Source organism: Fretibacterium sp. OH1220_COT-178 (genome assembly GCF_003860125.1).
GTDB lineage: Bacteria > Synergistota > Synergistia > Synergistales > Aminobacteriaceae > CAJPSE01.
Genome location: NZ_RQYL01000002.1, coordinates 126,173 through 139,384 on the forward strand (window position 1 = coordinate 126,173; position 13,212 = coordinate 139,384).

The window sequence follows — 13,212 nt, forward strand, 5'->3', positions numbered from 1 at the left end:
AGGCCCTGCAGTGAAAAAACTCTCCTACACGAAGTTCTACCTGTCCTTGGCCGTTATCGCCGGACTCCTGGCAGCCGCGGCGATCCGGGCTCTGGGCTGGAACCCCGCTCCCTACGCCCTGTGGCTCATAAGCACAAGCCTCGTGTCCTTTGCCCTCTATGGCTACGACAAGTTCCAAGGCAGCCATGGAGGAGGGCGAATCCCCGAGGCGGTGCTGCACCTGCTCGCACTCTCCGGAGGATTCGCCGGAGGGTGGCTGGGCCGTGTTCTGTTTCGGCACAAGACCCGCAAGACGCGCTTTCTTTTCATCCTCATCCTGGCCACCCTTCTGCACGCCGTCCCCATCCTCCGGATGGTTCGTGGCTGACCGATGCGCGTGCTCTCCTACCGCAGGGTCTCCGAGCTCGACCGGCTGATGCGGGAGTTCATCCCCTTGGGGGAGGACGTTCGCTTTCTCGTCCCCTCGAGACGGGACCGAAGCTGGTGGCTGGACCGGTCTGGCAACGGAGAGTTCGGACTCGCCGAAGTGCCGACGGATGTCCTGTGGAACTGGCAGGACCTCTATGAGGATGTCGCCGCCTTTACCGAGGGACGGCGTCTGCGTCCCATCGATCCGCCCGACCACCGGCTGATCCTGAGTCGCCTTCTGGGCGACCTCCTGAAGGAGGAACCCAAGCTCCTGACCCTCTGGCCCGGGCTTGGCCGGAAGGGTTTTCTGGACATTCTCTCGGAGGACATCAGGGAGCTGCTCAATGAGGCCATCCTTCCGGAACAGACGGAAGCCGGCCTGCCCGAGGACAACCCTACGTCGCAGGTCCTCCCCCGCCTCTATCGGAGCTATCTGAAGTACCTGGAGGACAACGGTCTGATGGACAGCGCACAGATCTGTACCGCCACCCTGAGCCTTCTGGAGTCCTCCTCCCTGCCCTGGGGGTCGGATTTCGCGCTCGTCCTCACAGGTTTTCTCTCCTTCACCCAGGCCCAGGTGCGTCTGGTCCGGAAGCTGAACGACCGATGCCGGGAGGTGATCGTGCTGAAGCCCGAGGCGGACCTCCCCCATTTTCACGACGCCGCCCGCCAGCTGGAGAAACTCACCTGGGAAGAGGAACCCCGGCGCGTGCCGGGACGCATCCTCCGGATGCGGACCACGGAGAGCGAACTCGAGGCAGAGGCCGCAGCCCGTGCTCTGGCCCTATGGAGCGCCGGACGAGGTCCATTGTCCTCGGAACGGGATTTTCCCGGCTTTGGGGCCGTCGGCATCATGCTGCCCTCGGACGGCGAGGAGGCCGTATCCGAGGCGCTGACCCGCTATGCCGTTCCTCATAGCGCAGCTCAGGGGATATCCGTCGACCGGACCCTGCCCGGCCGGGTGCTCTCGGCGATGTGGGTGCTTCGAAGCCAGGGCTTTCGCACCTACGACACCGCCCTTTTCCTGGCCCAGCCCTGCTTCACCGGCGAGGAGTTCTCCGTCGCCGAGGCCCTGAAGGCCGGACCGTACGGTCTGGCCGGATGGAAGGCCTATCTGGGGGAGAAGACCCCCTTGAAGGATGGGCGGAGAGAAAGACGCTCCTCCGCCCTTCGGGCTCTGCTGGCCACTGAGCGGTTCTGCAGGGTGTTGGCCCGCGGAGCCCCCCCGCCGGATCTGATGGAGGCCTTCCATAAATTTCTGTGCGAAAAGGGGCTATGGCTCGATCGCCTGAAGGCACTGCCCTTGAGCTATCCCGAGCTGGACGAGACCATCCGCACGACGGCCTCCGCCGTGGACTCCGTTCGAGAGAAGGCCCTGGCGCTTCGGGAGCTTCTGCCGGACATCGGCCCCTTGGGCAGGCAGGCCCTCAAAGGCGAAGATGCCGCCGAATTCCTTCAGATCTGGTGCCGGGAAACCCGTATTCGCCCGACGCCCCCCCTTGCGGGAGCCGTGACGCTCCATACGGGTCCCCCTCCGGTTCTGGCCTCCTATCCCGTATGGATCATGCTCGGCGTCTCCCAGAGGGACTGGCCGGGCCGTATCGCAGGTTCGCCGCTCCTGGGCGGCCCCGAGCGGGAACGACTCGCCGAGGCGGAGGCCTGGCTTCCCTCCATCCAGGACAAACACCTCCAAAGGGAGGCCCTCTTTCGCCGTTTGATCCTGACGGGCGAGGAGATGACGATTCTCTCAAAGGCCGAGGCGGACGACAACGGACGTCCCATTCCGGAGACCCCTTTTCTGGATCGCTTCATGGCGGACATGGGGGACTGGGCTTTGAGGACCCTGCCCGTCGAGGGAATCGACATCCTTCTGCCGACCGACGGACACGCCTTCGAGGATGTCGATGCACCGCTCGATGAACGCGCTCGACGCTTTGACCCCGTCGCCGGATCCTGCGGCCGGATGGAGGAGCGTCCTCTCACGCTCGCGGTCAGCGACCTCCAGACGCTCCTCGAGTGTCCCCTGCGCTACTGGCTGCAGCGCAGAGCACGATTGAGGGAACGGCCCCTGGGCCTCGTCTCCGCGGCGGACTGGGGGGCCCTGACCCATAAGTTCTGGGAACGGGTCTGGAGGCGCTTCGACGAGCGGCGCGAGGGCTTTTTGGAGATTGCCGACGCGGAGTGGAGGGCCCTCTCGGCGGTGGACACGGAGTACACGGCGTACGCTCCGATGATTCGGGACCGGCGTCTCGGCCGCAGAAGGGAGATCCTGAGGCTTCGGGTGATGCGTCTGGCGGTGCTGCAAGCCCGTATTCTCGAACGGCTGGCGCAAGCCGGGTTCCGACACCGGGCCATCCTGCTGGAGGAGGATGCGGAGCTGCTCTGCGAGTTGGAAGGGGTCCGCTTCTCCGGCCGGTGCGACCGCGTGGAAATTCTGGAGGGACGCGACGGCGCCCTTCGGGCCGTCATCACGGACTACAAGACGGGACGAAGTGCGAGGTACGAGGAAGGACTTTCGGGGCTTGAACGCTACCCCTGGCACGACGGCGGCCTGGACCGATTTCTCCGTGGACTCCAGCTGTCGTCCTATGCCTTGATGTACGCCCGGCAGCATTCGGACGCCGTGCTTGCCGGTGTCTGCCTTTTGGGACATCAGGACGGAGGGCTTGCCGGCACCTTTTCCGAGGAGCTCCGGGGCCCCTGCACGGCGGAGCTGCGGGGAGAAAAGAAGGGCAACCGCTGTACCCTGGAAGAACGGCAGGAGGAGGCCCGCTACGCGATGGTTTGCGCCGCCCGGATACTCGGGGAAGGCCGTTTTGCCCCGTTTTACGGCGCACCCTCCTGCCGCTACTGCGGCATGAAGAGCGTCTGCCGCAGGGGAGAGACCGTCGGCGAGGCCCTGGGTCCCGAGGAGGATCCGGACGAATGATCCTTGCCGTCGCGAGCATCTTCCTCGCCCTGCTGTCTCCCGGGGTCGGCTGAAAAACTGCAAAAGCGCGCGCTGTCCATTCGATCCTATTTTCCCGCAGCAACAGGATTGAGACAACGAGACGGCACCGTATGGGAAGGCTTTTTTGTTCAAACACAATGGGCAGGACAATATCTTACGGCGCAGCTCCATGAAAAAGGCCGTTTGCCTGAGGACCGGGGATGCAAAGTGCGATGGGACGTCCCATTGGATACCGGTTCACAGCCAATGCCATTTTTCGACGTCGCCGAATTTCGGGTGAGTATGAGATGAATGGGAAAAAAAGGCGAAACAGGAACGTCCTCGTTCTGATACGGACGAACTACAATATTCTTTCGACCTCGCAGAAAAAAGTCGCGGACTATGTGCTCGCCAACCCAGAGCTGGTCATGACGACCTCGCTCGTGGATTTGGCCGAAGGAGGCAACGTCAGCGAGCCGACCGTATTTCGTTTCCTGAGAAAGCTTGGTTATGATTCCTATCAGGTTTTTCGTGTGGATCTGGCCCAGACGCTGGCGGAGGGCAAGGACGACAATTTCTACTCCGAGATCAACGAACAGGACGACGCGGGAGAAATTCGGGACAAGGTCCTGGCCTTTACGGCAAACTGCTTCAACGACGGCAAACAGATCATCAGCGCCGAATCGCTGAAAACCGCGGCCAATATGATCGAAAAAAGCGAGCATATCGTCACGATTGGCGTTGGAGCTTCCTACTGCATGGCTTACGACTTGTACCATAAGCTCATGCGCCTTGGGATATCCAGCCAGGTGACGAACGACACCCATATAATGAATATCCTGTGCTCCAGGCTCACGGAGAACGATATGCTGATCTGCTTTTCCCACTCCGGGGAGAGCCGGGAAATTTTAGAAGCACTCAGGATTGCCAAGAAGGGCGGTGCAGGCACCGTGGCCGTCACCAGCTACAAAAACTCCACGGCTACGGTCCTGGCGGACTGCTCCATCCTGAGCTCCTCCTACGAGACGCATTATCGTGCAGATTCAATGACATCGCGTATTTTACAGCTTGGCATCATCGATATGCTCTACATCCTGCTGGTCCTCCACGATCGGGATAAAAGGCAGGCGGAAATCAACAGGTCGCGTCTTGCGGTGGCAAGAAACAAAACGTGATGCGCCCCCTGAGGCCCGGCTGAGCAGGAACTCATACTGATTCGCGTTTAAACAGTAACAACGACTTGCCTCCCCCGATAAAGCTTCTGGTGAAGGGGCTTTTCCAGTTGCCTCATCCTGGGGGCCAAAGACATGAGTTTCCGCTCCGGGGCCATGGGGCATAATCCATCGTTCATTCAGCAGAGCCTACATAAATCCCCAGAGTGCCGGAACGGACCGAAATCGCAACGTTGCTTCCAAGGGGAACGTTGCTGACCGCCCAAGGGCGTCCCTGAAGAAGCCTGACATCCCTGAGCGGCCATTTTGCATTGTCGATGGAAACCCCCTCGCAAACGGCCGTCAACGGCAGCAGCGACAGGACCGGCGGAACCCGCGAAAAGGAAAGGAGAAGCTCCGAAGGGCCTCGCAACGGAAAGAGGAGCTCCCTGTCGTCCGCAAAACAAAGGACGTCCGCACCGCATTCGGATCCCCAAAGCGAGGAGAATACGTTGGAGAACGCGTGGTCGAAACGTCCGCCCCAACACCCCGTGACGATGCACTCCCCCTCCAGAAGCCCCAAGGCGAGCTGAAAATCCGTATCGTCCTTGTCCGGATCGTAGCGCATCGTCTCGATCTCCAGGACCTCGGCCCAACGCCTGGCCTCTACCGAGATGCTGTCCAGGTCCCCAAGAATACGGTCGGGGCGCACACCTGCAGTACGGCAGGCGTCCGCCCCTCTGTCCAGAGCCCAGACCTCGCGCCCCACAGCGACCTCGGCCAACCAATCGGGTGCGGGAGCCCGCCCCCCGAGCACGAGCAGACGACATGGGGAGCTTTCGCTCCCCCCGCATGGTCCTTCATATCTCGTGGCCGCCGCAGCCTGAGGAAGGGACAGGTTCTTCGCCATCCCGAAGAGGCCCCGAACGCGCCTACTCCCCGAAGAGCCCGCCCGTCCGCGCGTGCTCCAGGGCCTCGAAAGCACCGTCCTCGTCCATCAGGATGTCCCGCGACTTCGAGGAGTTGGCGGGCTGGGGCCCCACGATGCCCAACTGTTCCAGGCCCGTGATGATCCGTCCGGCCCTCGGATAGCCGATGTTGAGATAGCGCTGCAGGCCGCTCGCCGAAGCGATGCCGGTGTCCATGACCACCCGTATCGCCTCCTCCATCTTCGGATCGTCGACGATGCTCGAACCGTTCCTGCCGTTGCCCTCGCCCGTCGGGTTCCCCGCGTCCTCGAACTCGATGTACTCCGGTTCTCCGAAGGCCCCCTTCATGTATTCCACAAAATCCAGCGTGCGTTCCTCGGTGATGAACGGCGCCTGGAGCCGAAGCGGACGCGGATAGCGCGTGCTGAAGAACAGCATGTCGCCCTTCCCCAGGAGCTTGTCGGCCCCGCCGGTGTCGATGATGGTGCGGGAATCCGTCTGAGACGGCACCGCAAACGCCACACGCGCGGGGACGTTCGCCTTGATCAACCCGGTGATGACGTCCACCGAGGGGCGCTGCGTCGCCAGGATCAGGTGGATCCCCGCCGCCCGGGCCTTCTGGGCCAGACGTGCGATCAGGCCCTCGACCTCCTTGCCGGCCGTATACATCAGGTCCGCCAGCTCGTCGACCACCACGACGATGTTCGGGAAACGATCCTTCGGCAGGACCTTCTCGTTGTAGGAGGCCAGATTGCGGACCCGGGCGCGCGCAAAGCACTCCGTACGGCGCTCCATCTCCTGAACCGCCCAGGAGAGCGCGGAAATGGCCTTTCTGGGATCGGAGACGGGGCGAGCCAGAAGATGGGGCAGCCCCTCGTAGATGGCGAACTCCACGTGCTTGGGGTCCACCAGAATGAGCCTCAGCGCGTCGGGGGAGCGCCGCGAACACATCCCAAGGATACAGCTGTTGACGAAGACGCTCTTGCCCGATCCCGTGGTGCCAGCAACCAGCAGGTGCGGCATGTCCTCAAGGCCGCAGACCAGGTAACGGGAGTCGACCCGCATCCCCATAGGCAGCGGCAAAAGGAAATCGCCCTTTTGAAATTCCTCTGATTCCATCGCGGAGCGCAGGGCTATGCCCTTGCGCCTCGGATTGGGGATCTCGATGCCCACATAGCGCTGCCCTAAGATCGGGGCCTCAACACGGACGGAGACGACCGCCAGCGCCATCGTCAGATCGTTGGCCAGCCCCGCGACCTTGCTCACCTTGATTCCGGGGGCCAGCTCGATCTGAAACTGAATGACCGAGGGGCCCACGACAATGTGAGCAACCGTCGCCTTGACCCCGAAATTCTGCAGCGTGTCGACGATGATCTCCGCCTGGCTGTCCGCCAGCTCCCGGGCGTCCTCCCGGTCTTCGTCCCGTACCGCAGGGCCGAGAATATCCAGGGGCGGAGGGAATGCGCCTGCACGGAACCGCTTTGCCTCCTCCTCGTCCGGAAGGTTCACATCGGGAAAAACCTCCTGAACGGCGGAATCCCGGCCGTCCGAATTCGCCCGATCCTCGACGGTGGACCGCTCGGGGGCCGGCGAGACGAGACGATCCCGGATCTCCCTCATCCGCTCCTCGGCCCCTATCTTGGGCGTGCTGTTGACCTCGACGACCCGCCCCTCCGCCCGCCACGCGCCATGCCTCAATCCGGCGGGCTCCCCTTCCGCTGCGGCCGTCTTTGGGGAAGGTTCGGGCTCCTCGCCCGAGGCCGCCCCCGGAAGGTCCGCCACCGGCGGACGTCGGTTCGTCGAAACGCGTTCGACGGGCGTCTCCTGCTGGGGGGGAGGAGGCACATCGTACTCTCCCGCCTCCAGAGAGGCCAACAGGTGATCCAAAATCTCGACCGCCGTCTGAGGCGGCTCCGAGGACTCCGCGACGGGCGTCTCCCCTGTCTGTTCCAAAGAGACCTTCTCCTCGTCCCCCGGAAGTTTCCCCTGTTCCCCCTCGTCGGGATGGCAGGGATGGTCGGAATCCCTGGGCGGCTCGCCCGAAAAAGCGACCTCCTCCTCCACCTCCATCGGAGCAAAGACCAGCTTCCCCTCGTTGACGAACGGCTCCCCATCCCGATGCTCCTCGAACACGGGGGCCTCGGGCTTCTCAACGTCAGGCTCCGCCTCGGGCCGAGGTTCCTCGGGATCAAAAACGATGACCGTCCCCGTGGGTTTGAGCGGATCGAAGGGAAGGCCCCCGGGCGAGGCGTGCCGGACAAGGCGCGGTCCTCTGTCGCCCTCCTGTGGTCGGGCGTCAACCTTCGGCTCCTCGACCCGCCCCTCGACGGCCGATCGTGCGTCGGGGCGGGCTCCTTCCTGCAGCCGAGAGGCGAAAAGAGCCGTCAAAAAAGCGGGAAAGCGCAAGCCGAAGAACATTCCGGCCAGGAAAAGAGAGGCGAAGGAGACGAGCACCGTGCCCAAAACCCCCAGATTCAGGACGAAAAAGTCGGCCAGTCCGTCGCCGATGCGGCCCGGCTCGGAAAGGGTCCAGCCCGGATTCCACCCCACCTTCCGAAACAGTCCCAGCATGAAGGCGATGGACAGGTAAAGCTGGAAGGTCCCCAAAATCTGCCCCAGAGGGCGAGGCACCCGAAAACGAACGAGCCAGGCAACACAGAGATACAGCCAGAACAAAAGAGGGACGAGGAGGGCCCCGCCCCAAACGGAGCGCAGATACCCTCCGATGCGCCGGCCCGAGTCCCCCGTCCAGGAACTGTCCAGAAGTGTCGCTATCGTGTAGATCCCGGCAGCCATCAGGAAGAACAGAAGCAGCTCGAACCAGCTTCCCCGGCCGGGATTCTGTTTCGCCGCGTGCCGCCTGTGCTGAGTTTTATTGTCGCGTTCGCTCGTCAAGGGCATCATGAGGTTCCTGCCTCTCAATTAAATTTCAATGGCCTCCGACCTGGGGCGGCTACTCCGAACGGGCCTTTTTGATGTTCCGGAGATGCCCCTCGTAAGTCGAGGAAAAGTAATGATATCCGTTCTTTCTCGCCACATAGTAGTAATAAGCATTCGCCTCGGAGCCAATCGCCGCATCCCATGCGGGAGATGACGGAATACAGATGGGGTGTGGGGGCAGGCCCGGAAAACGGTAGGTGTTGTAGGGCGAATCGACGGCCAGATCGCTGTGAAGAACCCGCGTCACCTTCCGTCCCTTGCGCTTCCAGGCGTAGACCACCGTGGCGTCGATCTGAAGCGGCATCCCTTTCTTCAACCGGTTGCGGATGACGGCCGCAATCTCGGGCCCCTCCTTGTCCCAAAGGGCCTCTCGCTGCACCATCGACGCGATCTTCGCCGCGTCGACCACGTCCCGAGAGGCCATGGACGCAATCCGACCGCCGTACCGGTCCCACCAGGCATGTGCGGCAACACGCACCAGCTCCAGCGGCTTCCTCTCCGTGAGGAAGTAGGTGTCGGGAAGGAGAAAGGCGATTCTCGACTCCTCATCCTCGGGCAGAACGTCCCTCATCTCCAAGGGATAGTTGCCATCGTCCAGGATGGAAAGGCTGAGACGATCGTCGCTCCCCGGACCGGGAGGGAGGAGATCCTGGCTGAAGAGCTCCCGAAGGGAGAAGATATCGGCCCCCGGGACGAGGGTCAACTTGACCACCGTCGGGCGCAACGTCTTGAGCTGACGTGCCAGGTTCCAAGGGTCGGATCGCCCAACGCGGTAACTCCCCGGTCGGAAGTTGCGATCCAGTCCCAAACGCGCCATCCATCGTGCCAGCGCCACAGGAGGACCCACCAAGGCATCCTGATCGAAAAAGGCCTGGGCGATCTGACGGGCGTTCATCTTGGGACCGATGAGGACAACGCGCATCTCACCATGCGAAACGGGCAGGAGGCGCTCCCAAAATTCGCTGGGGAGCTTCTGGTGAAAGGAAGCATATCCCAACCCCAGCCCCAAGAATAAAGCAATCGCCAGATACCACCCAAGTCGCTTCACCCGCTCAACTCCTCCACGCCCATCTCCCCGTCCCGACCTCTTCTTTCGGAAAGCGCCTCGTTCCTCGCCTACCTCTTGCCTACCTATGGAGCAACATGGCGTCGCCAAAAGAGAAGAAACGATATCCTTCGGCAACGGCCAGGGCGTAGACCTCGTGCAGCGCCGACAGCGCCCGCTCCTCCTCGCCCCTCCAGCCCCCCAAACCTGCGGCAAAAGCCGCCACCAGCATGAGCAGCGAACTCTTCGGCAGGTGAAAATTCGTGATCAGAGCATCGACGACGCGAAACTCGAAGCCGGGGTAGATGAAAAGACGGGTATCCATCCTTCCGGAACGGACCCCGTTCCCGTCGGACATGGACTCGAGTGTGCGGGCGACCGTGGTCCCGGCGGCGACAACCCGACCGCCCGCCGCACGGCACTCCCGTATCGCCAGGGCCGTCGCCCGTGGAATTTCGCAGTACTCGTCATGAATGTCATGATCCCGAATATCCGCGGACCTCACCGGCCTGAAGGTCCCCAACCCGACGTGCAGCGTCACCCACGCCCTTCGAACCCCGAGGGCGTCGATGTCCTCCAGGAGTTTCCGCGTAAAATGCAGGCTCGCCGTCGGGGCCGCCACCGACCCTTCCCTCAGCGCAAAGACCGTCTGATACGCCTCTTTCCAATCGCCGTCCCCATGGATATACGGGGGGAGGGGCATTCGGCCAAAAGCATCCAAAAAGGACAAAACATCCTCCCGCCCCGAACCGACCCTGACGATACGGGTTCCTCCCTCGGCCAAAGCCTCTATCCCGATCTTGCGGTCTCCAACGAGGACCTCGGCTCCCGGATGCAGTTTCCGCCCCGGCCTGACGAGGGCTTTCCACGTCTGGAAATCCTGCGAACAGGGGCTCAAAAGAAGCAGCTCCACGCCGCCCCCGCCAGGAAGCCTTCGTCCCAGAAGTCGCGCAGGCAACACCCGCGTGTCGTTCAGAACCAGGAGGTCGTTCGGCCTCAGGAACTCAAGAATATCACGAAACCGGCGATGTTCAACCCTTCCGTCTCCCACGCGCCAATCCAAAAGCCGGGAGGAGTCCCTCGGCTCCGCGGGCATCTGGGCGATCCTGTCCTCAGGAAGAGGGTAATCATAAGCATTCAGGTCGAACAGATCCTCATGCACGAGCGCTCGCTGGACGGAGGAACTCATCTGTAGCGTTTCACGTCGGTTCCCGGGTAATAGTGCTCGAGAATGCGCTCGGCATTCCATCCAGCCTTGGCGAGCGCCAGGGTGCCCCACTGGGAAAGCCCCACCCCATGTCCCCATCCGCTTCCTCGAAAGATGAAGGTGTCCCCCTCACGAACGATGGCCGCCCCAGTCGACGGGAGCGGAGCCTTGGCGCGCGGAGGCTCGACGGACCGGGCGGGAACGGCCTTTTTCGGAGGGGGCGCCGGAGATTTTTCCTTTCCTCCCCCACGCTGAATGCCCAGATAGAGATAGCCCTTTTTCTTTTCGGGGTTCTTCAGCATGTCCATAAGCTCCGTCGTGGAAAAGACGCCATCCGCGGTCATCCGCGTCAGACGCTCCTCCTGTTTCGAGGTGAGGGGCTCGTTCGACGTCGGTACCGGCGCCCTGGGCAAGCCCTCCGAGGGCCGTGGCCCCGGAATGTCGGGAAGCCAGTCGGACTCCCGAACCTCGGGCACGGCACCGTCGTCGGCCATGGGGGGAGCGGGCCGAGGGGCCTTCTCCGAAACGGCCGTCAACATGGTGCTCTTCAGGAGGTTCGGCCCGACCGCCGTGCGAAACAGGCTGGACTTAAAGGTCTTCGAACCGCCCCCCCCCACGAAGGTCAGCTTAGTCGCCCTCCCGCCCTTGTCGGTCTCTGCGATGCGGATCTCGGAGAGCGGAGCCACCGAACCGCCGCCGATCTTGGCCAATGCAGCCTCCACTCTGTCCCGAGAAATTTTTGCCGTCCAGCTGGCGTTGGGGGAACGGTAATCCACAGGCTCCCGAACGCCGCCGAGATAGGGCAAAACCTTGCCCCAGACGTCCGCATTGTTCGCCGTATGCCCTCCGCTGTCCGAGTGAAACGGCGTGAACGCAAGGTCCTTGCCGTAGACCAGGATCTCTCCCGCCGTGCTCTGTACGGCCTGATTCGTTCGGGCGGTCTCCACCCCCGCACCGCGGTACACCTGGTCGGACACCGAATCCGTGACGTCGTAGCCTCGAGCCGATCGATTCATGCTTTGGCGCAGGACATAGGTTCGCGAGATGATCGCCTGCACCCGAAGGGCCTCCATGGGCCATTTCGTCCCCACCTCGGCGGGAAGCACGCCGCACAGATAATCCTCCAGGTGCAGCACGTTCAACAAAAAACCCTGTCGCGTCAGGAGAAAATCGCCCCGATAGCTCCGCTTGTTGAAGCGCAGAAGCCCCGGACTCGAGAGGCGCACGGGGAGCGCAAAGACCTGTTTCCCCACCACGACCTTGCCGCCCCTCAGGCCGATGGAGACCGAACTGCCCAGGCTGTGGCTCCTTTGTTCACCGTCCGACAGCGTGATCCCCTGTTCCCCTGCGACCGAAAAGGAGCCCCCGGAGGCCAGACGAACGTAGACATCGCGCGCCTCCGACCGCCCCCCCAACAATAAGAGACCCCACATGGCCAAAAGCATCCGGAAGGACATGCCCGTCCTCATCCTTGCGCCAAACAATCGGATTCCCCCTGACAACAAATCGAGTGATCGACTCTTATCTTTCCTGTGCTAATACGCCTGTTCCTCATCCCCGAACGGCAACAGCGGGTCGTCCCCTCCCCGGGGCGCGGGTTTTCCGAGGTACGCGTAAGCGTTGCCCGTCGCCCGGCGCCCCCGCGGGGTGCGCTCCAGCAGCCCCTTCTGAATCAGGTAGGGCTCATAAATATCCTCGATGGTCTGCATATCCTCATTCAGGGCTGCCGCGATCGTCCCCAGACCGACGGGCCCTCCCTCGAACAGCTCGATGATCGTGCGCAGGATACGGCGATCGCCCTCGTCCAGCCCCTCCGCATCGATGTCGAGCATGTCCATGGCCTGGGCGGCGGCCTCCGCGTCGATCACGCCGCTTCCCCGCACCGCGGCGACGTCCCGGACTCGCCGCAAAAGCCTCAGGGCCACTCGCGGAGTCCCCCGAGCACGTTTCGCAATCTCCAGGGCCGCCTCGTCGAGAATGCGGACATCCATGACCCCGCCGGCCCGGAGGACAATTCGGGACAGTTCCCCCTCCGTATAGAGCGCGAGCTGCTCCACGATGCCGAAGCGGGCACGGAGCGGCGAGGTCAGAAGCCCCAGCCGGGTCGTCGCCCCGCAAAGCGTGAAACGCGGCAGGGAGAGCCCTATCGTCTTGGCCAGAGGGCCCTTGCCCACCACGATGTGCAGGGCGAAGTCCTCCATGGCAGGGTAGAGGATCTCCTCCACCTGGGCCGGCATGCGATGAATCTCGTCGATGAACAACACGTCGTTGGGCTCCACGTTCGAGACGATCGCCGCGAGGTCACCGGCCCGCTCGAGCGCAGGACCGGTCGTCGTGCGCAGCTGCCCCCCCATCTCCTGAGCGATGATCCCCGCCAGCGTGGTTTTGCCGAGGCCGGGCGGACCATAAAAGAGAATGTGGTCCAGGGGTTCCCGGCGCCCTCGGGCGGCCTCCATATAGATTCGCAGCTTCTCGCGCACCCGCTCCTGACCGATAAAATCCTCCAGGGAGCGGGGTCTGACGCTCACGTCCTCCTGAGAGCGGGGAGCCGAAAAGAAACGGGGCTCGTTTTCGTACTGATCCTGCATCATCCTGTTTCCCCC

General features: G+C 62.9%; 9 protein-coding genes. 3 read left to right on the forward strand and 6 right to left on the reverse strand.

What is annotated here, in order from left to right; translation table 11 throughout:
* Window positions 1-10 precede the first annotated feature (10 nt).
* The 3 genes from EII26_RS01475 (at window position 11) to EII26_RS01485 (ending at window position 4,512) form a co-directional block, all read left to right on the forward strand.
* Window positions 11-367: a DUF1294 domain-containing protein gene (locus EII26_RS01475; protein ID WP_124887356.1), complete on the forward strand. Its 357-nt coding sequence runs from the start codon at window positions 11-13 to the stop codon at window positions 365-367.
* A 3-nt stretch (window positions 368-370) separates the two neighbouring features.
* On the forward strand, window positions 371-3,337 hold the full coding sequence (locus tag EII26_RS01480; protein WP_124887357.1) for a PD-(D/E)XK nuclease family protein: 2,967 nt from the start codon (window positions 371-373) through the stop codon (window positions 3,335-3,337).
* 308 nt (window positions 3,338-3,645) lie between these two features.
* Entirely contained in the window at window positions 3,646-4,512 is an 867-nt protein-coding gene (locus tag EII26_RS01485; RefSeq protein ID WP_158612089.1) for a MurR/RpiR family transcriptional regulator, read from the forward strand.
* Between the two features lie 172 nt (window positions 4,513-4,684).
* Here EII26_RS01485 and EII26_RS01490 read toward each other — a convergent pair whose 3' ends face one another.
* From EII26_RS01490 to ruvB, 6 genes are all read right to left on the reverse strand, one after another.
* Complete coding sequence (locus tag EII26_RS01490) at window positions 4,685-5,398, reverse strand: thiamine diphosphokinase (protein WP_124887359.1); 714 nt, start codon at window positions 5,396-5,398, stop codon at window positions 4,685-4,687.
* A gap of 22 nt (window positions 5,399-5,420) precedes the next feature.
* Window positions 5,421-8,321, reverse strand: a complete 2,901-nt coding sequence (locus tag EII26_RS01495) for a DNA translocase FtsK (RefSeq protein WP_233572534.1) — start codon at window positions 8,319-8,321, stop codon at window positions 5,421-5,423.
* A 49-nt stretch (window positions 8,322-8,370) separates the two neighbouring features.
* Window positions 8,371-9,405: an endolytic transglycosylase MltG gene (mltG, locus tag EII26_RS01500; RefSeq protein WP_124887360.1), complete on the reverse strand. Its 1,035-nt coding sequence runs from the start codon at window positions 9,403-9,405 to the stop codon at window positions 8,371-8,373.
* Window positions 9,406-9,484: 79 nt separating this feature from the next.
* Entirely contained in the window at window positions 9,485-10,591 is a 1,107-nt protein-coding gene (gene queA / locus EII26_RS01505) for a tRNA preQ1(34) S-adenosylmethionine ribosyltransferase-isomerase QueA (RefSeq protein WP_124887361.1), read from the reverse strand.
* A complete protein-coding gene (locus EII26_RS01510; RefSeq protein ID WP_124887362.1) occupies window positions 10,588-12,093 on the reverse strand; it encodes a SpoIID/LytB domain-containing protein in 1,506 nt (501 codons plus the stop codon). Before EII26_RS01510 ends, queA begins: the two co-directional genes overlap by 4 nt.
* A 51-nt stretch (window positions 12,094-12,144) precedes the next feature.
* Window positions 12,145-13,197: a Holliday junction branch migration DNA helicase RuvB gene (gene ruvB, locus EII26_RS01515; RefSeq protein WP_124887392.1), complete on the reverse strand. Its 1,053-nt coding sequence runs from the start codon at window positions 13,195-13,197 to the stop codon at window positions 12,145-12,147.
* Between the last annotated feature and the right edge of the window lie 15 nt (window positions 13,198-13,212).